The 20,597-nt window shown below is 46.3% G+C and carries 18 protein-coding genes and 2 tRNA genes; 10 read left to right on the top strand and 10 right to left on the bottom strand.

The window, feature by feature from the left end; all coding sequences use genetic code 11:
• Position 1 precedes the first annotated feature (1 nt).
• The 3 genes from NEPTK9_RS04940 to NEPTK9_RS04930 all read right to left on the bottom strand — a co-directional run bounded on the left by NEPTK9_RS04940 (position 2) and on the right by NEPTK9_RS04930 (position 4,514).
• A complete protein-coding gene (locus NEPTK9_RS04940; RefSeq protein ID WP_194847721.1) occupies positions 2-982 on the bottom strand; it encodes a malate dehydrogenase in 981 nt (326 codons plus the stop codon).
• Positions 983-1,034: 52 nt separating this feature from the next.
• Entirely contained in the window at positions 1,035-3,665 is a 2,631-nt protein-coding gene (locus tag NEPTK9_RS04935; RefSeq protein WP_194847720.1) for an ankyrin repeat domain-containing protein, read from the bottom strand.
• 489 nt (positions 3,666-4,154) lie between these two features.
• Positions 4,155-4,514, bottom strand: coding sequence for a four helix bundle protein (locus NEPTK9_RS04930; protein WP_194847719.1), 360 nt, complete (start codon positions 4,512-4,514; stop codon positions 4,155-4,157).
• On the opposite strand from NEPTK9_RS04930, the gene NEPTK9_RS04925 reads away from it, so the two are divergent.
• Together NEPTK9_RS04925 and NEPTK9_RS04920 are read left to right on the top strand one after the other, a co-directional pair.
• On the top strand, positions 4,513-4,872 hold the full coding sequence (locus NEPTK9_RS04925) for a hypothetical protein (RefSeq protein WP_194847718.1): 360 nt from the start codon (positions 4,513-4,515) through the stop codon (positions 4,870-4,872). The two genes, NEPTK9_RS04930 and NEPTK9_RS04925, sit on opposite strands and share 2 nt — an antisense overlap.
• A gap of 345 nt (positions 4,873-5,217) precedes the next feature.
• Positions 5,218-5,865, top strand: coding sequence for an RNA-directed DNA polymerase (locus NEPTK9_RS04920; protein WP_194847717.1), 648 nt, complete (start codon positions 5,218-5,220; stop codon positions 5,863-5,865).
• A gap of 128 nt (positions 5,866-5,993) precedes the next feature.
• Here NEPTK9_RS04920 and NEPTK9_RS04915 read toward each other — a convergent pair whose 3' ends face one another.
• Positions 5,994-7,604: a hypothetical protein gene (locus NEPTK9_RS04915; RefSeq protein ID WP_194847716.1), complete on the bottom strand. Its 1,611-nt coding sequence runs from the start codon at positions 7,602-7,604 to the stop codon at positions 5,994-5,996.
• 203 nt (positions 7,605-7,807) lie between these two features.
• On the opposite strand from NEPTK9_RS04915, the gene NEPTK9_RS04910 reads away from it, so the two are divergent.
• Positions 7,808-8,365, top strand: coding sequence for a hypothetical protein (locus NEPTK9_RS04910; RefSeq protein WP_194847715.1), 558 nt, complete (start codon positions 7,808-7,810; stop codon positions 8,363-8,365).
• Positions 8,366-8,478: 113 nt separating this feature from the next.
• Here NEPTK9_RS04910 and NEPTK9_RS04905 read toward each other — a convergent pair whose 3' ends face one another.
• Entirely contained in the window at positions 8,479-8,871 is a 393-nt protein-coding gene (locus NEPTK9_RS04905; protein ID WP_320412053.1) for a PD-(D/E)XK nuclease domain-containing protein, read from the bottom strand.
• 192 nt (positions 8,872-9,063) lie between these two features.
• Positions 9,064-10,260, bottom strand: coding sequence for an ATP-binding protein (locus NEPTK9_RS04900; RefSeq protein ID WP_194847714.1), 1,197 nt, complete (start codon positions 10,258-10,260; stop codon positions 9,064-9,066).
• 100 nt (positions 10,261-10,360) lie between these two features.
• Between NEPTK9_RS04900 and NEPTK9_RS04895 the strand changes: the two genes are divergently transcribed.
• The 7 genes from NEPTK9_RS04895 to NEPTK9_RS04865 are packed head-to-tail and all read left to right on the top strand — an operon-like array spanning position 10,361 to position 16,404.
• The gene (locus NEPTK9_RS04895) at positions 10,361-10,621 is read left to right on the top strand and encodes a BolA family protein (protein ID WP_194847713.1); all 261 of its coding nucleotides are present in this window, start codon (positions 10,361-10,363) and stop codon (positions 10,619-10,621) included.
• On the top strand, positions 10,596-10,919 hold the full coding sequence (grxD, locus tag NEPTK9_RS04890; protein ID WP_194847712.1) for a Grx4 family monothiol glutaredoxin: 324 nt from the start codon (positions 10,596-10,598) through the stop codon (positions 10,917-10,919). Before NEPTK9_RS04895 ends, grxD begins: the two co-directional genes overlap by 26 nt.
• Positions 10,895-11,992 carry a mechanosensitive ion channel family protein gene (locus NEPTK9_RS04885; RefSeq protein ID WP_320412052.1) on the top strand — a complete coding sequence of 366 codons (1,098 nt, stop codon included), beginning with the start codon at positions 10,895-10,897 and terminating at the stop codon, positions 11,990-11,992. Before grxD ends, NEPTK9_RS04885 begins: the two co-directional genes overlap by 25 nt.
• Positions 11,985-12,659: a queuosine precursor transporter gene (locus NEPTK9_RS04880; RefSeq protein WP_194847711.1), complete on the top strand. Its 675-nt coding sequence runs from the start codon at positions 11,985-11,987 to the stop codon at positions 12,657-12,659. The genes NEPTK9_RS04885 and NEPTK9_RS04880 overlap by 8 nt, the downstream gene beginning before the upstream one ends.
• Positions 12,640-13,770, top strand: coding sequence for a tRNA guanosine(34) transglycosylase Tgt (gene tgt / locus NEPTK9_RS04875; protein WP_194847710.1), 1,131 nt, complete (start codon positions 12,640-12,642; stop codon positions 13,768-13,770). Before NEPTK9_RS04880 ends, tgt begins: the two co-directional genes overlap by 20 nt.
• A gap of 57 nt (positions 13,771-13,827) precedes the next feature.
• Positions 13,828-15,408, top strand: coding sequence for a hypothetical protein (locus tag NEPTK9_RS04870; protein ID WP_194847709.1), 1,581 nt, complete (start codon positions 13,828-13,830; stop codon positions 15,406-15,408).
• A gap of 39 nt (positions 15,409-15,447) precedes the next feature.
• Positions 15,448-16,404 carry a DMT family transporter gene (locus NEPTK9_RS04865; protein ID WP_194847708.1) on the top strand — a complete coding sequence of 319 codons (957 nt, stop codon included), beginning with the start codon at positions 15,448-15,450 and terminating at the stop codon, positions 16,402-16,404.
• A gap of 4 nt (positions 16,405-16,408) precedes the next feature.
• Here the strand turns inward: NEPTK9_RS04865 and NEPTK9_RS04860 are convergent.
• From NEPTK9_RS04860 to typA, 4 genes are all read right to left on the bottom strand, one after another.
• Positions 16,409-16,482, bottom strand: a tRNA-Ile gene (locus tag NEPTK9_RS04860).
• Between the two features lie 38 nt (positions 16,483-16,520).
• Positions 16,521-16,593: transfer RNA gene (locus tag NEPTK9_RS04855), tRNA-Ala, on the bottom strand.
• 361 nt (positions 16,594-16,954) lie between these two features.
• Positions 16,955-18,328, bottom strand: coding sequence for an MBL fold metallo-hydrolase (locus NEPTK9_RS04850; RefSeq protein ID WP_194847707.1), 1,374 nt, complete (start codon positions 18,326-18,328; stop codon positions 16,955-16,957).
• A 208-nt stretch (positions 18,329-18,536) separates the two neighbouring features.
• Positions 18,537-20,339, bottom strand: coding sequence for a translational GTPase TypA (typA, locus tag NEPTK9_RS04845; RefSeq protein WP_194847706.1), 1,803 nt, complete (start codon positions 20,337-20,339; stop codon positions 18,537-18,539).
• Between the last annotated feature and the right edge of the window lie 258 nt (positions 20,340-20,597).

Below are 20,597 nucleotides of genomic sequence, written 5' to 3'. Positions count from 1 at the left end.
CTTAAAACCCTTTAAGTAAGTGGGAAACCGCGTCCCTTTCTTCAAGAAGTTCCTTCTCTGTTGCCGCCAGCTTTTCTTTTAAAAAGGGGGTGATTTCAAAATCGGGAACAATTTTTACGAGACCGGGACTCGCCAGCTCGCAAGGAAAAGAAAAAATCAACCCCTCTTCGATCCCATAAGGATTTCCATCGGAGCAGATACAGGACGAAAATGTGGGTCCCAGGTTAAAAAGAGCATGGACCCCATCTAAGATGGCATTCGCCGCTGATGCTGCAGACGATTTCCCCCGCGCTGCAATAACAGCTGCTCCCCTTTTTTGAACCGTCTCCATAAACTCCCCTTCGAGCCACTCCCGATCACCAATCACTTCGGTCACTTTTTTTCCACCAATGGTTGCATTGACAAAATCGGGAACCTGCGTTGCCGAGTGGTTCCCCCAAATGGCCACATTTTCTACAGCGTCAATCTCCACCCCCGCTTTTTTAGCGAGCTGAAACTGGGCACGGTTTTGATCGAGGCGGGTCATTGCATGGAAGCGCTCTCTTGGAATATCGGGAGCGTGGTGCATGGCGATCAAACAGTTCGTATTGCAAGGATTTCCCACAACAAAAACGGTGACATCTTTTGCCGCAGCGCGATTTAAAGCCTTCCCTTGCCCCACAAAAATCTTCCCATTTTCGCTCAGGAGATCTTTCCTCTCCATTCCAGGGCCGCGCGGTTTCGCGCCCACCAAAACAGCAACGTTCACATCGCCAAAGACCTCTTCAGGATCACTTCCTACCTTGATCTCTTTAAGGTGGGGAAAGCCGCAGTCTTGCAGCTCCATGACGACCCCTTTTAGGCTCTCCGCCGACTGAGGGATTTCTAAAATATGGAGAGCAATCGGCTCCTCCTTCCCAAAAAGTTCTCCACTTGCAATTCGAAAAAGGAGGCTATAAGCAATCTGCCCGCCTCCACCTGTTACAGCAATACGCTTGACCATACATTTACCTCGTGTAGGTCATCACTATACTCCTCAACAAAAAAAGTTTCAATCACTGAATCTGAATCGCCTCCACCTGTTTTCTAAGATCTTCAATGACCTGACTCGAAAACTCATTCAAGTCATCCAAGTCATCGATTTCATCCATCAAGTCCTCCTTATCATACCGATTAGGGGTCGATGTCGGACGGTTTAGCTTCCGAATCTCCCGCTCTATTTTCTTTTTCGCAAACTCAGCCATTTTTTGACTTTTCTCCCGGACCTCATTCAGCCCTGCCCCTACAAAAATGGTTCCCTGATTCATAGAGCTACTGCTCGAAGAGCTTGAAGAACTCTGACTCTTGTTAACCCGTTCATAGAGCTCTCGATAGGAAAGGGTCTGTCTGCGAGGAACAGCGATCGGTTTGATAAACCCTTTTTTTCGCTTTACCTGCGCTTCGATATAACTCTGCTCGGTCGAGCTGAGCGAAAGCGGGGGGTAGTCCTTCGGACGGCAGTCCCTATTTCCAAAATGTTTCCCCTCAATCAGGTAGGGAGACCGCTGAAAAAGACCCCGGTCTGTAAACCCCTTTTGCGCCCCTTTAAACCCCTTGGTATCGACCTTCATATTCATAAAGCCTCCCAACAGGTTCGCCGCCGCCCTCCTTTTCTGCGCTCCCTTCTGAAGAAGGGAGAGAGTCTTCTCCGTCGGAAGGGAGATAATCACATCGTTGATAAAAGGGAGCTTTTCATAATACTCGAGTTTGAAAAAAAGGTTCGGGTTGAACCAGGTCACCGAAAGAGCCAAGGTCTTGGCCCTTTTATCCATTTCCTTCCTATCCAAAGGAAAAAGATTCTTTTCCTTGTAAAAATGATCGCTAAACATAAAGGCAAATAAGCGTGAAGATAAACTGGTCGATAAGGCGCTCATCGCCTCCTGATTAACCTGATACCCCTGCCGCTTATCTTGTTGATCGAAAAGGATCAACTGCTTTTCAAAAAGCTCCATCAAATAACAAGCGGTTGCAGAAACAAAATGGTCAACATCTTCATTTTTGGGATAGACCTTTGCAAGGGAGCTCAACATCCCCGACTTAATCCCTCCAGTAAGTTTTAAAGGAATCGACAAAAAAAGATTTGCAGCAAGGGAAGCACCAGGTACAGGAACAAGAGGCTTTATAAACTTAGGGATCTGCTTCATCGCCTTTTGAGAAGTCGTATCGGAACCGCTCACCCAATTGCTTAAAGAGGCGCGCAGACCGATGAATTCGCTGGTCATCTTTGAGGTAAAGGTGGTGTAAAAAGCCTTATAATAAGCCCCATATTGCGACTTTAAAAACCCCTCAATCTTCCTTCTGAGCCTCACATCAACGATCTCTTGGAGCTCTCCAATCAACGCCTGATGGGTATCAAGGCGATTTTCATATGCCCTAAAATCCGCCGCCACCTGAGCTTTCAAGGCAGAAAGCTCTTTTGAAAGCCCCTCTCCCTCCTTCTTTGGAGAAAGTTCAAGCGGAGTCTTCCCCTGATCATTCCTGGCATCGATCCGCGCCCCCGATGCAACCAGAAAACGGGCAACCTCTTGCTGGTCCATTGCAAAAGCAAGGTGGAGAAGGGTATTCCCCTTTTCATACGAAAGGTTAACACTTGCCCCAAAACTCACCAAAAGCTTCAGCCCCTCCAGCTTCCCCTGTGAGACAAGAGAGCGGAGATAGGAAGAAAGATCGATCCCCTTCAACGTTATCTGAGCCTCCAAGAGGTTTGCAAGCTTTTCCAAGACCTCTCGATCATCGCTAATCGTCAGCTTCTTCAAAAGAGCAATTAGCTCCTTTTGAGTCACCTCGACCTCTTTTTTCAAGAAGGTCTCCGACGTTTCTAAGAGGTTTAAGCGCGCTCCCGCCTGCACAGCTTGCTTGGCCAAATCCTCCCGCTTCTCTTCCTCAGCATTGACCAAAAGATCATCGAGAGTCTCCTGAAGAAAGTCTCGCACCTCCAAAAGCTTTTCGATATCCTCCTGATTTCCCTGCTTTGCAAGCTCCGCCACCCGCTTTTTAATCTTTTGGATGAGGGTCTCTTTTTGATCTCCCTCTAAAAGGGTCCCTTTATTTTCCGCTAACTCTTGGACTTTTTCCAAATCTCCCACAAGAGCCGCCTGCTCCAATGGAGAAAGGTTTTTATCGATAGCTGCCACATGGCTGGAGCTCGAAGCACTCGAGCTTGAAGAGCTGGAGCTTACTCCCAACCTCTTCGAAGCATTCTGGCAGTTAAAAAACCGTGCAAGTGCCTCATCACTTTTAAAAAAGGGAGCTTGCCCTCTCAGCTTCCCGATGTAGCGGATCACTTTTTCAACCTCCCCCTGCAGGTCCCACTCCTGCAAAACCTCTCCCCTCTCTTTCAGCTGCCGGTTCCGATAAAGCGCAGCAGAAATGGATCGTTTTGCTTCCTGACCCAAATCATTCCCCTCTAAAAAGATCTCCTGAACGGAATGATTCACCTCTAAAGCCTTTGCAAAGGCTAGTCCTCCATCCGCCCCAATCTGATTGTTTGCCAGGTTTAAACTTTTCACCCGTTGGTTTTTTTTCAAAAGGCTCGCAACCTCTTCCGCTCCCTGATCCTTTAAAGCGCATCCTCCCAGGTTCACCCTTTCCTGGCTTCCATTTAAGAGCGCTCCCTTTGCTGTATCGATTCTTCCTTGAATGGTCATTGCTTACCTCACCTAAGTTGCAAAATTCAAAGTATGAGTTTAGCTCTGAAAGATTTTTTTTGCAAAAAAAATCCTTCCTAATTAAACTTGGTACACTTTGGCAATGAGAAAGGGTTCAATTAACCCTCTCCCCAAAGTAGTTCGTTTGATCCACCCCTATTGGGTGAGCCAGAATCTCGGTGGTCTAAGGACCTCGGGAGCGTGCAAATCAACGCAGAACTTCGTGCTGCCCTTTAGTGGGAAGGAGATATAAAACTCTGGTCCCCAGATAAAATACAAGAGGGAGAGCGACTCTCGCTCTGGTGATAGTGGATGAAGAGCGGCACCTTTGTTAGGTCCCGGCTTGGCGGCTTCGCCGCTGGGGGCCTGTCTGTCAACAACAACAACTGGAATGACAACCAGAACAACGGTGTTGTTGGCGCCCGGAAATTCTGTCGATCGTTCTCAGGAGGGCTGATTTTTCAGCTCTTCTGGGAAACGAGCTTCGGTTTATTTTGCACAACTCTTAATCCAACCCCCAAGCATTCTCCCGACCTCTTGGAGCATCATCTCTATCTCGACATAGGGTTTCTTCTGAATCGCCTGACTATCTTTCGTCAACCTAACCAACACTTTGAGAAGATCGAGGTTATCGCTCATGGTATGGAGAGTTGCTAACCGCTCTTCTTCAAAAACGCGGTAAGCTTTCACCATGTCTCTAATCAACTCGAGGGTCAAACTTGCGCACTGCTGCCATAAAGTATGACGATAAAATTTCGGAATTTTGATATAATTGGTGTGGATCACCTGAGAAAGATCGTAAATCTTTTTAAAAAGAGGAGCGTCCACTACATTACTGGAATAAGCCATGACTTCCTTTGATCAGATTACATCTATTTTCTACATCTTCGACTGTTGGGATCAGTTTAAAAAAGGAAAGAGAAAAAGAAAAGACATTCAACATTTTGAAATGAAGGTGGAAGACCATCTCTTCAAGCTCTACACCGAGCTTGCATCTGAAACCTACAAACACGGATCCTACCACAAGTTTCTTGTCTTCGACCCCAAAAAACGACACATCAGCAAAGCACAGATCAGAGACCGCTTAGAGGGTGTTGTCATAAGACGATCAATCCTTAAGCCCTTCCTATGGGGAATTTCATCGTTGGCCTCCTTCGAAAGCCCAATTTGGGCTTCCTGCATCGGACGCCTTGAACTTCCCTCATAGTAAGCTCTTCTTTATTGAACATCTTATGACAACACCCTCTGGTCCACCAAATGGTCTACCAATTCTTGTTCGAAACATTCGACAAAGGGTTTTTCTTTCATTCCTATTCCTGCAGGATTGGGAAAGGGACCCATGAGGGGGTCTTAAGCCTTAAAAAGATCCTTCGGAAGGTGAGTAAAAACGGAACACACCCCTGCTACGCCCTTAAAACCTGAATTTGGGGTTTATTTTGCTCAGCTCCAGAGGGAGTTTTGCTTAAATTTTCTTCTTTTGGATCGAAGGTAAGGGTCTAAATGGCCCTTTCCGAGATCAAAAAGGAGAAAAGAAAGCTAAAATCCCCTGAGGTTGAGTGAAATAAAATCGAAATTCAGGTTTAAAATAGACATCGCCCGCTTCTTCGACCATATCGACCATACTATCCTCAAAAAACTGATCCGAAAAAAGGTCAAAAACAAGAAAACCCTCCGCCTTATCGATCTCATTATCGATTCCTTTTCCCTTTCAAAGAGAAAAGGAATCCCTCTGGGAAACGTCACCTCCCAAGTATTCGCAAATATCTACCTTCACGAGCTCGATATTTTTATCAAACACCACCTTAAAGAACCCTTTTACCTCCGCTTTTGTGATGACTTTATCGTGGTTTCGAATCACGCCGATCACCTGAAAAAGCTCATCCCTTTAATCGGAGAATTTCTATCAAAGCGGCTCAAGCTTGAACTCCATCCCCGCAAAACAATCCTCAGCAAATTAAGCCAAGGGATCGACTTTTTGGGCTACAAACTCTTTCCTCATCATACTCTCCTCCGTACCACAACAAAAAGACGCCTTAAAAAAAGACTCCAAGCAGGGCTCCGCGACTTTTCCAAAGAAAAAATCAGCGGCCAAACCCTCCATCAAAGGCTCCAATCCTACCTCGGCATTCTCTCCCATGCAAACGAACACACCCTCTCAACCCATCTTAAAAATGCCTATTGGGTAAAAAGAGAGCCCTAAAAAAAATCGCGCCGGCGCCGAGGAGCTTTGCTTCGCACGCTCCTCGGCGTCAGAAGGCCCCTTCGGGGCCCCAAAGGACAAAAGTCAAGGGTCCAACCCCAAAAGACAATCAGCCAAATGCCTAATGCCTAGAGCTTCCGGGCGCCAACAACACCGCTGCGCTGGTTGTCAATCCAGCTGTAGTAGCGGACAGACAGGCCCCCAGCGGCGAAGCCGCCAATGGCCACAGGCCATTGATTGTTATTCACGCTCTCTTGGCATCGGGTATAGGTCCATGGGTCATCGGTCAGTAGCCTCTTCTTGGTCTCTTTCTCGTGGATTAAAAGGGCTGCTGTGACCTCTAGTGCCTTCGGGAGGGTATACCCTTGGGAGGCATAGGCGCTCATGATCTTTTTCTGCTGATCGTAGCTTTTGCTTCGGCTCCCTTCCAGCACATTTTTGCTGATGAGGACCCAGGTGGCCTTTCCTAGCTTTTGACCTCCAATCTCTTTTTTTACAGCATCGCTATAGCTTCTGTACTTAAAAAGGGTGTTCAGCCCATCGAGCGAAACATCCACCCCATCGACAACCTCGGGGATCCAGACGAGGATGTGGGTATCGCGCACCTTGCCGCTATACCCTTCGACTTTGAAGGGGGTGGGGGCGTTGAGGATCGCTTCGATATTGGAGGGGAGGGGGGCTTGGGTTCCTTGGATATGGTTGAAGTGCTTTTGCCAGATGGCTTTGCCTAAGGCTTCTTTAGGAAGCCTTGGGGCTGAGGAGCTGCTTGAAGAGCTGCGGCTTGAGCTGGGGACGAGCTTGTTGCGGACTTTGCTTTGGAGACGTCCTTTGCTGTTAAAAAGGCGTCCGAGACGCTCAAAGAGCCGTTTTTCTGAGCTAGAGAGTTTGGCTGTTTTTGTTTTTCGTTGGAGCTTGGTTTGTTTTTCTTTGAGTGCCTTCATTAGGGTCCCATCTTTTTTGACCGCTTCTTTTTTGAGGAGGGTTTCGAGGGTCTGAAGGAGGGTGGCTATGGTGGGCTGGGTGGAGGGCGATTTAATGAGGTCAACGGTTAGCTCTACCTTGACCTGGAGGAGGGCTTGGGTCTGCTTAAAGACGAGGAGGGCGTTTGATTTGGGGATGTAGTGGGCGGTATAGCCCCTTTTGGGGGTGGCAACCGTTTGGGTTTGGGGGTAGGGGCGGCGCATGGCAACCCAAGCGAGGAGGAGGGTCTTTTGTGTGGGGTTGGTGAGGGCCTTATTGGCTTGGCTTTTGAAGGAAATCCCCCAGCCTAGGGGGCTTTGTGTGGGATTGAAGCCATTTTGGGAGATGTAGCTTGCTGATTCGGGGGTGGCTCCTTGCCAGAGGGGAAGGACTTTGGTTTGGATAATCTTTTCCTTGGTGGTGAGGGAAAAGGGAGAGAACTCTGCAGCTCCTTTTTCCCAGTGATCGTTTGCGAGAAACTGGGATTCGCTCCCCTTCTCTTGGGTCCAAGGGGGTGAAAGGGGGTCATCGAAAGAGGCCATCTCACTCTGTCGGATCCAAGCCTCAAAGGAGGAAGTCTGTTTAGTATCGGCAACGACCTCTACCTTTCCAATGGACCGATTGGTCGGTTTATGGGCATTGAAGTAGCGGAAGACAAACTGGTAAAGGGTGTCGGTTTGCTTTAGGATCCTTGAGCTCTCTTTCCAAGGTGTCTCGGGAGAGGGGTGAGATTTGCTTAAAAGATAGGGCAAGAAGGGGGTTGTTGGAATATTTTGCATGGAAGCCTCCATTGAAGGGGTTGGTTAAAACTTATCATTAACAAAAGCTACACTCATCCGTTTTTTTAATAAAGGGAAAATTTGATTGAGGGTCCCCCTCTACAGGAAATCTAAGATTTTCCGACTGAAACAATTAGATTTTTTATTGGATATTTTTAACCGCGTATGGTACAATTCGATTATATGTAAATGGAGATAGCTAAATGGATTGGATCAATACATTCACAACCATAGGGACCTTGGGTGCTTTTTTGATGTATGTCACCAATAAGACTGAAAGAAAAATTGATACACTTGAGTCTAAGATGGATGCAAACCATAACGCACTCAGTAATAAAATTGATGCAAACTACAAAGAGCTCAACGATAGAATTGATACAAGTAATAAAATACTCAGCAATAAAATTGATGCAAACTACAAAGAGCTCAACGATAAAATTGATACAACTACCAAAAAGCTTAACGATAAGATTGAATCTAGCAATAGGGATCTTAAAGGAGAAATCAAAGATCTCGAGAAAAAACTAGAATCAGGGAATAAAGACCTCACCCAATCCATAGAAAAAGTTAAGTCGGATATGGATTCGAAGATAGAGCTTAAAACAGACAATATCCAAAAAAATCTGAATAGTATCGATTTGAAAGTAAGTAATATTGAAGGACAAATAACACAGATGACCCGTCCTAACATTATTCCTATCACCAGGTATCAAGATAACCCCAACGATGATGGTGGTGCTCAAAAAGCTCAGGAGTGCTAAAGATATACCTTGTCTGCACAAATGGGGGTTAGGTTCTGCTCTCGAAACTGAGGTTATTAGCAAGCCTCGGGGAAAAGTGCAAGCTTTACCGAGAGCTATCCAGCGGCAGAGCACTAGATATTAGGGCGAAACTCTTGTTTAAGATTTCCTGATGAAGAATAGAGCGCTCCCTTCCAGTCACCAATATTACGGGATTGAGAACTAAAGTTGACTCCTAAAACCAAGATCTCTTTCCCATCAAGGGAGTACCTCTCCCTATACCTCTTTGCCTCTGCTTGACTAAACGCAATAGCAGCCGTTTTATCCAACTTGAGTTCAAAAATGCAAACCATCTGAGGGGTTTCGGACACAAGGTCGATTCTTCCTACACTGGTTGCCATTTCGGTTGTTGTCTTTAGGCCATAGGCTTCAAGGAAAGTAAAGAGAATTGCTTGATAAAAGCCCTCTTGAGCTTTGGCAAAAAGGTGATGAGCGACTTTTGCAAAATGGACATTTACTTTTCCGATAAATGCGTTAATATTGAGTGATTCTAGATCGTGGAAAATCTCTTTGGCAGCCCTTCTAATGGTTAGGGTCCGTCAAGAAATAAATGCTACAAGTTGACTCAGCGAGACGCAGCAAAATTGAGCTGAATGAGGAGCACCATTCCCAATAGGGAAGGGCGACGAAGAAGCTTAATTTGGCAAAGTCGCAGCCAGTCAACTTGTAGCATTTATTTCTTGACGGACCCTTAAAGGATCAACCGATGCAAATTCCTCAAGGAGAGAATTGAAAAAGGCTTGCTCCACTTCTTTATTGGGGAAGTCGAGTGTGTAGGAGTCCTCTTCGGGGTTATACCCTTTGATCGTTAGGTAACCTGTTTGAAACATCAGTGCAGATAGATCGATCCGATCGAGGTTGCTGATATCGGAGAGTGTGGTTCTTAAGACGGCTTTTCCTCTAAGGGAGGTGACCGCTTGGGGGTGCTTTTTGACTTCTTGGATCAGAAAAGAAGGGGTGCCAGTACTGTACCAATAGGTTTTGGCTTTTTTCCTTTGCATGAATTTGAGGGTTGAAAAGGGATTGTAAACAGACAACTCCTCTTCAGAAAACCTATACCCGTTATACCAACACTGCACCTCTTTTATGATCTCTTCTTCGGAGAATACATAGCCCTTTTGATTTCTAAAGCGGGTGATGGCCTGGATATGGCTTTGAAAGGCACTTTTTAGCTCTTCATCGGTATATCCCATCATCCCTGCATATTCAGGCTCCATGGTAATATCGTTAAGGTTATTGAGTGCAGAAAAAAGGGAGACCTGGGAGAATTTACTAATCCCTGTCACAAATATGAAGCGAAGTTCTTTATCTAGCGCCTTCAGGGTACCGAAAAAGCTCTTTAGAATATCTCTATTTTTCTTAGCATATTCAAGATTTTCCAAATGGTCGATGATCGGCTTATCATACTCATCGATGAGAATAACTACCTTACTTTTATATTTTTTTGACAAGCCAACAACAAGGGTATCAATTGCAACTTGGATATCATCTGTAATAATGGAAATATCATGCTCTTTTGCAATAATTCCTAACCGAATTTTCAAAGCATTCCTGAGCTGGCCAGGGCTATCGTTTGCAACTTTTGAAAAATCTAAATAAACAACTGGGTGTTTCTGCCAGTCATAATCACTTTCATAAATCTTGCACCCCTTGAAAAGTTTCTTATTCCCTTTAAAAACCTCCTCCAGAGTATTAAGAAACAGAGACTTTCCAAACCTCCTAGGGCGAGAGATGAAATAATAGGGAGACCCTTCGTCCAATAGCTTTTTAACAAACGGGGTCTTGTCAATGTATACATAGTCGCCACCTGAAAGAATTTTACCGATACTTTGGATGCCAATTGGGAGCTTTTTCATGGAATACCCTTTCTCGTGATTTTACAGTATAAAAAGGGAACTTTTCAACCATAAATTGTAGTTTGATGAAATATCCCTATTCAGCTATACTCTTTGTAAGATGATAGAGATTTCTGAAATTGAAAATGTGATACGTGAAGCCCTTGCAGGTGCAGAGGTAGAGGTCAACAATCCCCATGGGGATGGCCTCCACTTTAGCGCTGTTGTGATTGCCCCCCAGTTTGTGGGAAAAGGGCTCGTCGAGCAACACCAGATGGTGATGGGCACTCTAAAAGAGCATTTTGAAAGTGCGCTCCATGCACTGAGTTTAAAAACCTACACCCCCGAGGAATGGAATGAGCGAAATCCAGGAAAAAATTAAAAAAACGATTGAAACTCACCCCGTCATCCTCTTTATGAAAGGGTCAAAACTCATGCCTGTTTGCGGCTTTTCAGGAAAAGTGGTAGAAATCTTAAATCAGATGGATATCGAATTTGAGACCCGCGATGTCCTTCAAGATGAGGAGCTAAGGCAAGGGATTAAAGAGTATTCTAACTGGCCTACGATCCCTCAACTCTATGTCGAGGGGAAATTTATCGGCGGCTGCGACATTGTGGTGCAGCTCTACGAAGAAGGAAAACTTGAGGATATCTTGTGGACGAAGCCCCAGCAGAAGTAACGGATCTTTTTTTTAATCGTGGGTGGCTCATCCCGATGCTAGTGGTTTTAGGACTTACCCTCCTCGTCCACTTTATCATCAGCCGCTTTTATAAGCGGGTCTATCCTAGGGTGGAAAAAACCCACCTCGTTTGGGACTCGGCGATTTTAAAAGCGCTTATCCTCCCTTTGAAGGTCTTTGTCTGGATTTTAGGGCTCACCTTCTCAGTACAACTCCTCGCCTACCACTTCGAGCAAGAAAGCTTGAATGAGCTGTTTGCTCCGTTTAGGAATTTTTCCCTTGTAGCGGTTATTTTGTGGTTTACCCTCCGCTTCATTAAAAATATGGAGATCGAACACTCCCGAGAAAGGCGGAAGGCTAAAAAGCGGTATGACAAGACAACGGTGCGCGCAATTTGCCAGATCTCTCGAATCGCCGCGGTTTTAATTGCCACCCTCGTCTATTTGCAAACACGCAACGTGAATCTCTCTGCGGTTCTTGCCTTTGGTGGTGCGGGAGGTTTGGTTGTCGGTTTGGCTGCAAAAGATCTCCTTGGAAACTTCTTTGGGGGCCTCATGATCTATCTCGACCGCCCTTTTTCGGTGGGCGACTGGATCTGCTCACCAGATAGAGAGATCGAAGGGACCGTAGAAAACATAGGTTGGCGTCTGACACGGATCCGCACATTTGATAAACGCCCTATTTATGTCCCTAATGGACTTTTTTCAACGATTTCTGTTGTCAACCCCTCTCGGATGTCAAATAGGCGGATTAAAACGCGGATTGGGGTGCGGTATAGCGATGCCGATAAGATGGAACCGATCACTCGAGATATTGAGCAAATGCTCCTTGATAACCCAGATATCGATACAAATAAATTTTTGATGGTCCGCTTTGATGATTTTGGCCCTTCCTCTCTTAATTTTGTGATTTATTGTTTCACAAAAACAACCAACTGGGGAGAGTATATGCGCCAACAACAAGAGGTTTTCTTAAAAGCGATCGAGATTATTGAAAAGCATGGAGCGGAGTGCGCCTTCCCCACAACAACCCTCCACATTCCCGACGGCCTCGAAGTCAAATCTCATGAATGAGCTCCTTTTTTTCTCTCATATTATCGTTGCTTTTAGCTTCATTCTTATCGCCCTGCGAATAGGAAAAATAGCCCTTATCACACTTTTAACAGTCCAAATTCTCCTTGCGAACCTCTTTGTTACCAAACAAATGATCTGTTTTGGCCTAAGTGTTACTTGCACGGAGGTCTACACCATCGGCGCATTTTTTTCGGCCAACCTCCTCCAAACCTATTTTGGAAAAAAATGTGCTAAAAAGAGCGTTTCCATTGCCTTTTTCCTCCTCTTTTTTATGACACTTATGTCACAGTTTCAACTCTACTATCTTCCCGCACCTCATGATCATATGCATGATGCTTTTTCCTCTGTCTTAGGATACTCTCCCCGCATTGTTATAACCTCCTTAGTTGTCACCTTCCTCTGTCAAAAACTCAACATTGAGCTCTTTGGGTGGCTACGAAGCAAACTTCCCCACACCCCTTTTTGGATCCCCTTTATTTCTGCTTCCCTAATCACTCAGCTTATCGATACAGTTTCCTTTAGCTTCATGGCCCTTTATGGAATTGTCCATAGCATGAAAGATATCATCATGATGTCTTACCTCATAAAGGTGGCCACTATTTTCTGTATGGCTCCTTTCACTTCCCTCGCAAAAAAGTTGGTTAAGTATGAGCCCGTTCAAGTTTGAGCTTCTCCATACCTCAACCAAATCGCGGGCGCGTGTGGGACGGATCCATACCCCCCATGGGATCATAGATACCCCCAGCTTTGTAGCGGTCGGCACCAATGGCACTTTAAAAGCGCTCGACAATGAGATGGTGAGCTCGATCGGGTTGCAGCTGATGTTTTGCAATACCTACCACTTACTGTTGCAACCTGGCCCCGAGGTGATCGAAAAAGGGGGTGGCATCCACCGCTTTATTAACCGGAATATGCCGATTATTACCGACTCGGGTGGATTCCAGGTCTTTAGCTTGGCTTACGGCTCGGTTGCCGATGAACTCAAAAGCAAAGGGACCAAAAAGCAAGGAGGCTCGGTTGTTAAAATCAATGACGATGGGGTTCTCTTCCGCTCTTACCGCGATGGACGCTCCATTTTGCTCACCCCTGAAACTTCGGTTAAGGCGCAAAAAGCGATCGGCGCTGATATCATTATCCCCTTTGATGAACTCCCCCCTTACCACATCAAACCTGAAGAACTTGCCCGCTCTTTAGATCGGACCCATGCATGGGAAAAACGGTCGCTAGATGCCCATTTGGAAGATCCCCGAGGACAGGCAATGTATGGAGTCATCCATGGCGGCGTTGACGATGCCCTTCGGGAAAAGAGTTGCCATTTTTTAAGAGAGCTTCCCTTCGATGGCTTTGCGATTGGAGGAAGTATGGGGAAAACCAAAGGACAAATGGTGACGATGCTCTCCTCTCTTCTTCCCAAGCTGCCCGAAAAAGCGCCGAATCACCTTCTCGGCATTGCCGACCTCGAATCCCTTAAAAGCTGCATCCCCCTCGGAATCGACACCTTTGACAGCTCCTACCCCACCAAAGCCGCCCGCCATGGAACCCTCCTGACCCGAGAAGGGGGAATGAAGATCACCCGAGGGAAACACAGTGGGGAATTTGAGCCCATCGAGAAAGGATGCCCCTGCTATACCTGCAAAAACTACACACGGGCTTATATTCATCATCTATTTAAGGCTAAAGAGCTTACGTCAATGACCTTAGCCTCTATCCACAATCTTCACTTCATGGTGGAGCTCATGCAAGAATATCGCCAACTCATCATCGATAATAAAGTGTAATAATTATTATTATAATATTACCATTTTATTAATAAAAAGTGTTATAATTGCAATGTTATGAATACTAAAACAGTTCACAGAGTTCATGATAGTACTTGGTACACCCTCAAGGGAGGTTCTACCCGGATACAGCCCCTTCCAACAGCCTCCTGTCGGCGGCCTGACATTAAGAATATTTTTGAAAGCCAAGCAGACATGCTTGAGGCGCTCAAAACTGATTTCTTTGAAAAGAGGGCCTCTCTCCCTGTAGAAGAGCGCTTTAAAGGCTTTGAAGATAGCTTTAAGCAAAAGCTTTTAGGGATCATCAAACGTCTTGGCTATATCTTGAGACACTGCAGCATTGAAAAGGGACTCAGTGCTTATCAACTCTCTCTTTCAAATAGAGCTTATGAGATGCTCAAACATAGCATTAAACCGGTGCGCAACTTTCAAACCACTCTGATGCCTCAATTTCTTAAAGAAGGGGCGGATAGGCAATGGCCAAAGCTCACCACGAATTCTTATTGGCATTACAACGGCCCTCGAACATGGAAAGATATGACCGGGAATGAACTTCAAGCAGCCTTTAAAGATGGGGACCAAACCATCTTTCTTCACAATACAGTCACCTCAAGTGGTCAAACGGCAAGGGATACCCTTGCAAATGCCCGCCGCATTGAAGACGAAACAACAGGGAAAACAATCGCCTATACCGGTCGCCCCGACACAGAGGCGAAAGCAATCGAGCAAATTGAGTGGATGTTCCGAAGTGAGTTTAAGTCTAAAAACCCAAGAGGCCTGACCAAACAAGACGACGGAAGCTACACCTTGACCTATGTTGTCAGTAACCTGATGTCAGCCTCCCGCCTTTCTTACCTAGGAGGCTTCGATGAAAAAGAGGCTGTCTTAAGAGAGGAAGAGGTCTTGCGCGCTTTAAGTCAAACCCCGTTAATCATCGATGGAAAAACGGTCCATGTAAAGCCCCTTTACTTTACTGAAGCGGTCAATGCCGTTACCATGTGGTCTTCTCTTAGCACGCAAACTAAAATTAATCAGAGAGGGCTTGCGGCATTGCGCACCCTTGCAGGTAATGACTGCGATTCTCTTGTTACAAAAGCGCTTGACCAACTAGAAAATCCGGATCTTCTTCCAGAAGAGGCCCTCTTCTACCGGGCTCTTATCGCCAAACATTTAAACCTTGGCGAAGTCACCCACTGTAGAAGTAGCAATAGCCGCACCGCCATTGGCTTAGCCATTTCAGCAGCCCTTCAAGGGTGGCTCAATCTTAAGTGCGAACTTCCACCTATTCCTCATGAGGTTCTTTCCAATCCTGATTTTAAAGAGATTTATATTGAACATCTGATAGGAAGTCTCCCTGTCACCCACCAAGCATGTTCTACAGACTGGAAGATGCCCCCTTCTGGCTTTTCTTGGGGAGGGAATTCTTCGATCCAAAACCCCACTGCGCTTCGGATGCTCCCCGATGAATTCAAGGAAGAGGGAAATCGCCCCTTTCTGATCCGGATCGGTCTTGTGGTTCTTCACCTTTTTGACCCCCTCTTCAAAAGAAAAATTAATACCCTTGAGAAGACCCATCCAGATCAAGCCTTTAAGCTCGATGATAGTCATTTCTTTCTTGAGCAATCAGAAAAAGTCTGATAAACTGCACCTTTATTCAAAACTTTAAAGAAGTGCTTTATGTCGATTTTTCTAGTTATTTTTATGTATGCGGCCTGGTCAAGTGTTTTTTCCTTTGGAAAGATGGCCCTCGAAAATAGCCCCCCCGTTTTCTTAACCGCCTTTCGGATGCTCTTTGCAGCCATCCTCCTCCTGGGATGGCTTTTCATCAAGAATCGAAGTTCGCTCAAAATCGGGAAAAAGCAGATCCTCCCCCTCCTGGCCCTTGCTGTTTTCAGCATCTACCTAACAAATATTTTAGAATTTTGGGGCTTGCAACATCTCACCGCCGCCAAAACCTGCTTTATCTATAGCCTTTCCCCCTTCTTTGCCGCCCTTTTCTCCTATATCCACTTTGGGGAAAAGGTGAATCTCAAAAAATTTTTAGGGATGATGATCGGCTTTGCTGGGTTTATCCCCGTTCTCATGCTTGAAACGGGATCGGAAGGGCTCTTAAGCGCCTTTAGCATTTTCTCCTGGCCTGAGCTGGCCATTATGGGAGCAGCCCTCTTCTCGGTCTATGGCTGGGTTCTTCTTCGGATCATTGTGAAAAATCAGACCCTCTCCCCTCTCTATGCCAACGGCTACAGCATGCTCCTTGGAGGAACGATGGCTCTTATCCACTCTCTTGTGATCGACAATTGGAGTCCTATCCCCGTTACAGCAGGGCACATGCTCCCCTTCGCCCAAGGGATTATGATTATGACCCTCGTCTCCAACATCCTTTGCTATAACCTCTATGGCTTTATGCTGAAAAAATATACCGCTACCTTCCTCTCCTTCATGGGACTTTTAAGCCCAATCTTTGCTTCGATCAATAGCTGGATCCTCCTTGAAGAGGCTCCTTCCTGGCAAATTCTCCTTTCAACCTCGGTCGTTTCGATGGGTCTTTTCATCGTATACCAAGCCGAACTCAAGCAAGGCTACATCGTCAAAAAAGGGAAGGATCCTATCCCTGCTCCGGCAACTGTCGAGTAAAAAATGCGGTTACCAAGACTTGAACTTGGGACCTCAACATTATCAGTGTTGCGCTCTAACCAACTGAGCTATAACCGCATAAGGCCTAGATGCGACCGATGGCCGCGAAAAAAATGTGGAGGCTAGGAGAGTCGAACTCCTGACCTTCTGAATGCAAATCAGATGCTCTACCAACTGAGCTAAACCCCCACAGGGTATAAGAAAGGGATTATATCTATTTTCTCAATAAAAAATCAACCCCTTAGGGCCCGTAGGGTGTGATTAAAATCCGTACTCTATGAAACCCCTTGGAAGCGGCTGGGGCATTTTCCTGAGAAAAGGCTAATAGGTGTTTGTCAAGTTTTCTAATAAGCTGGCCAAATCTGGTAGAAAACTTCCCGAAAGAAAGAGGGTTTTCATAGAGTACGGATTTTAATCACACCCGGGCCCGTAAAGAAATAAATGCCGTAACTTGACTCAGCGAGATACAGCAAAGTAGAGCTGAATGAGGAGCACCATTCCCAATAGGGAAGGGCGACAAAGAAGCTCTATTTGGCAAAATCGCAGCCAGTCAAATTGTGGTATTTATTTCTTTACGGGCCCTTAGGGACAACATTCCTCCGGGAAGGTGGGAAACTCCTTGCCGCCCCTCCTTTTTGGCAAGGCTTGCCGCAAGAACCGAGCGGTAGCCTCCAGCACAGATAAAGAGAAGTTTTCCTTGGGGAAGCTCCCCAAGTCGCTTTGGAAGTTCGGAGCACGGGATATGGAGCGCCCCTTCTAGATGGCCATTTTCCCACTCGCGGGGAGTCCGGACATCGATGAGGTGAACCTCTTTTTGGTGATCAAGCTGATCGGGAAAGATTTCTCCAACGGCTTCTAAAGGAAATCCCTCTTCTTTCCAATGTTGATTTCCCCCTTTGAGGTAGCCTGTAATTTTGGAAAAACCAACCCGAGCAAGTGAACGGACCGCTTCATCGATCCGTAAAGGATCGGGAGCAACAAGAAGAATGGGGATGTCATAAGGAATCGTTGTAGCTGCCCAAAAGCCGAGTTTGGCCCCCGCTCCGATGCAAACCGCCCCAGGAATATGTCCTCGAGAAAAGTTTTTTTGGTCATGCAGATCTAGGACAAAGGCTCCTTTGTCCACTTCTTTCTTAAACGTTTGAGGATCGAGAGGAATTGCCGTTGGCATTTCTTTTTTTTCTTCTAAGCAATTGTAAGCCTTCACCTGGCTAAAGTAGTCAGGACGGCAAGGGGTCCGCGCAAAGAGAAGGTCGATAAACTCTTTTTCGGTGAGCTTCGGTTTTAAAAAGGGATTGGTCAGCCGTTCTTGTCCGAGGGTCGAGGAGGGTTGGGAAAGCATTCCCCCACCACATAAGGAGCCTGCGCCATGGCCAGGTAGAATAGGAAGGTGATTGGGAAGCCCTTTGAGCGTTGTTTTCACTGACTGGTAAAGCTTTTTAGCAAGAAAAGTCGTTTCTTTATCATCTAAAACATCTGCACGTCCTACCGAACCCACAAAAAGGAAGTCTCCTGAAAAAAGGGCTTTGGGCTCCCCCGCTACCCAAGCAAGAAAAGAGAGGTGTTCAGGGGTATGGCCTGGAGTATGGAGGGCCTCTAGATTGACATTCCCTAAATGAAACGTATCTTTATTGAAGCACTCCTTATGGGGAAAGCCCACTTCAAATTTCTCTCCTTTGTCGTAACCCGAAAGGACAAGGGTCGCCTTGGTTCGAGCAGCTAAGTAGCGGGCTCCAGAAATATAATCAGCATGGATATGGGTTTCAAAAACATGGGAGATAACGAGACGGTGTTTTTCAGCATAGTCTAAATAAACATCGACATCAAACTGGGGGTCAATAATGGCAATCTGCCCCTTTTCGGCATCTCCAACGGCATAGGAATAGTGGGAGAGCCCTTTTTCTTCGAATCGCTCAATCAACATAGGACACCTTGTGTTAGGTTCTGCTCTCGAAATTTATTGCTAGGTCTTCAGGGATCTTTTCAGAAACTTGCGATTTTTTTGCCTCAAAAATAGCGCCCGACTATTTACATTCGGCAAAAAAATCGCAAGTTTCAAGAAAACCTCCTCTGAATCCCTTAGCCATAAATTTCGAAAGCAGAACTTAGTGTCACGTTAAGTAATTATCCAATTATTTACGAGAAGATTTTCGCTCACTTTCTTTTAAAACCCGTTTTCTTAAACGGATGTGGTTGGGGGTCACCTCAACAAACTCATCGTCTTGGATGAAGTCGATCGCTTGTTCCAGGGTAAAAACCATTGGTGGCGTGAGGGTAAGACTCTCGTCGCTCCCAGAAGCACGGACGTTCGTGAGCTGCTTTTCCCGAGTGATGTTGACAACAAGGTCATTATCTCGACTATTTTCTCCAATGATCATCCCCTCATAGACATCATCGGTTGGCGTCACAAAAATCGTCCCTCGACTTTGGAGGTTGAAGCAGGCATAGGCGGTGACCTTTCCTTGGTTCATCGAGACAAGCGCCCCATTTTTTCGCCCGGGAATTTCTCCTCGATAGGGGCCGTAAGCATCGAAGACCGAGGTTAAGATCCCCAACCCTCGCGTCACGGTCAAAAACTCATTCCGGTAGCCAATTAGTCCGCGTGTAGGAAGGTTAAACTCAATTGTCGTGATGTTGTGCTCATTTGTATGAAAATTGCGCATCTCCCCCTTACGGCGGTTGAGCTCTTCGATCACCGTCCCTGAAAACTCATCGGGCACCTCGATATGCACATGTTCGAGAGGCTCTTTATTTTCCCTTAGAATCACCCGCGGCTTGGACACTAAAAATTCATACCCTTCTCGCCGCATCGCTTCGATTAAAATGGAGAGATGAAGCTCTCCCCGTCCTGCAACACGGATCGCATCTTCCCGCCCTTCAATCTCTTCGACGTTTAAGGAGATATTTGACTTCTTTTCGTGGAGGAGGCGGTTACGGATCTTATTCATCGTCACATGCTTTCCATCCCGTCCAACAAAGGGGCCCGAGTTCACCGAAATTTCAACGGAAAGGGTAGGCTCGCCCAGCTCAATTAGGGGAAGTTGATGGACATGGCCAGGATCACACAGGGTATCGCCAATCATCACATCGGGCGCTCCCGAAATGCTCACGATATCGCCCACACCCGCCTCTTCGAGTTCCACCTTCTTCAGTCCATGGTAGCCATCGATCCGGGTCACTTTGTGGTTAGTGGGGTGACCACTTTTTTCGACGAGGGTAAAGGAGTCTCCTTTCCGAACCACTCCCTCTAAAATCCGTCCTGTTGCCTGCCTTCCCAAAAAGTCGCTATGAGAAATGGTGCTTGCCTGCATCAAAAAGGGAACCTCCAAGTTTCCAGGAGGGTGGGGCACTTTGTGAATAATCAGATCGAAAAGGGGGCGCATATCTTCTTGCGGATCTCCCTCTTTCATAAAGGCGTATCCCCCAACCGCTGAAGCGTAGCAGTAGGCAAAGTCGAGCTGCTCATCATTGGCTCCGAGCTCGACAAAGAGATCAAAGGTCTTATTGAGCGCACTTTCGGGGTCGGCGTGGGGCTTATCGATCTTATTTAAAACCACGATTGGGTTGATTCCCATCTTCAGCGCCTGCGATAGGACAAAGCGGGTCTGAGGCATGGGCCCTTCCCCTGCATCGACGATCAAAAGAACCGAGTTAACCATCCCGAGTACCCGCTCGACCTCTCCTGAGAAGTCGGCATGGCCGGGGGTGTCGATCACATTGATCTTACATTCATCGACAAAAAGGCTCGTATGTTTAGCAAAAATGGTGATTCCCCGCTCTTTTTCAAGCTCGTAGGAGTCCATCGCCCGCTCGGGGATGGCTTCGTTTGCTCGGAAGGTTTCTGCTTGCTGAAGCAAGGCGTCGAGCAGAGTGGTTTTCCCATGGTCAATATGGGCTATAATCGCAATATTACGAATTTTTTCTGGAGGGTACATCCTCTTACTATAACGGAAAGGTTGATTTATTCACAGTGTGAAATTTTCTTTGCATGTTTAACATAATTTACACATAATGCTTGACATCCTCCTCTCCCTAAAGGAAGAGGATTCCCAGGTTGTCTAAATACACCCTAGGAGCAGGCTCTTATCGCTAACCCCTGCTGGTTCCTGCTTCAATGTGAGATCTATAGACTCACTCCACAGGCTAAGACCCGATAGTCCTCGGGCTAAAATATTCATTGCTCCTACATGATC

Origin of the sequence: Candidatus Neptunochlamydia vexilliferae (genome assembly GCF_015356785.1) — a bacterium.
In the GTDB taxonomy this organism is placed as follows: domain Bacteria; phylum Chlamydiota; class Chlamydiia; order Chlamydiales; family Simkaniaceae; genus Neptunichlamydia; species Neptunichlamydia vexilliferae.
This window is presented reverse-complemented; position numbering and strand designations above follow the sequence as displayed.

Bases quoted from the DNA above. Each gene is read 5' to 3' on its own strand.
- NEPTK9_RS04940 (WP_194847721.1), bottom strand. From the start codon at position 982: ATGGTCAAGCGTATTGCTGTAACAGGTGGAGGCGGGCAGATTGCTTAT.
- NEPTK9_RS04935 (WP_194847720.1), bottom strand. From the start codon at position 3,665: ATGACCATTCAAGGAAGAATCGATACAGCAAAGGGAGCGCTCTTAAAT.
- NEPTK9_RS04925 (WP_194847718.1), top strand. From the start codon at position 4,513: ATGACTTCCTTTGATCAGATTACATCTATTTTCTACATCTTCGACTGT.
- NEPTK9_RS04930 (WP_194847719.1), bottom strand. From the start codon at position 4,514: ATGGCTTATTCCAGTAATGTAGTGGACGCTCCTCTTTTTAAAAAGATT.
- NEPTK9_RS04915 (WP_194847716.1), bottom strand. From the start codon at position 7,604: ATGCAAAATATTCCAACAACCCCCTTCTTGCCCTATCTTTTAAGCAAA.
- NEPTK9_RS04910 (WP_194847715.1), top strand. From the start codon at position 7,808: ATGGATTGGATCAATACATTCACAACCATAGGGACCTTGGGTGCTTTT.
- NEPTK9_RS04900 (WP_194847714.1), bottom strand. From the start codon at position 10,260: ATGAAAAAGCTCCCAATTGGCATCCAAAGTATCGGTAAAATTCTTTCA.
- NEPTK9_RS04895 (WP_194847713.1), top strand. From the start codon at position 10,361: ATGATAGAGATTTCTGAAATTGAAAATGTGATACGTGAAGCCCTTGCA.
- grxD (WP_194847712.1), top strand. From the start codon at position 10,596: ATGAGCGAAATCCAGGAAAAAATTAAAAAAACGATTGAAACTCACCCC.
- NEPTK9_RS04880 (WP_194847711.1), top strand. From the start codon at position 11,985: ATGAATGAGCTCCTTTTTTTCTCTCATATTATCGTTGCTTTTAGCTTC.
- tgt (WP_194847710.1), top strand. From the start codon at position 12,640: ATGAGCCCGTTCAAGTTTGAGCTTCTCCATACCTCAACCAAATCGCGG.
- NEPTK9_RS04870 (WP_194847709.1), top strand. From the start codon at position 13,828: ATGAATACTAAAACAGTTCACAGAGTTCATGATAGTACTTGGTACACC.
- NEPTK9_RS04865 (WP_194847708.1), top strand. From the start codon at position 15,448: ATGTCGATTTTTCTAGTTATTTTTATGTATGCGGCCTGGTCAAGTGTT.
- NEPTK9_RS04850 (WP_194847707.1), bottom strand. From the start codon at position 18,328: ATGTTGATTGAGCGATTCGAAGAAAAAGGGCTCTCCCACTATTCCTAT.
- typA (WP_194847706.1), bottom strand. From the start codon at position 20,339: ATGTACCCTCCAGAAAAAATTCGTAATATTGCGATTATAGCCCATATT.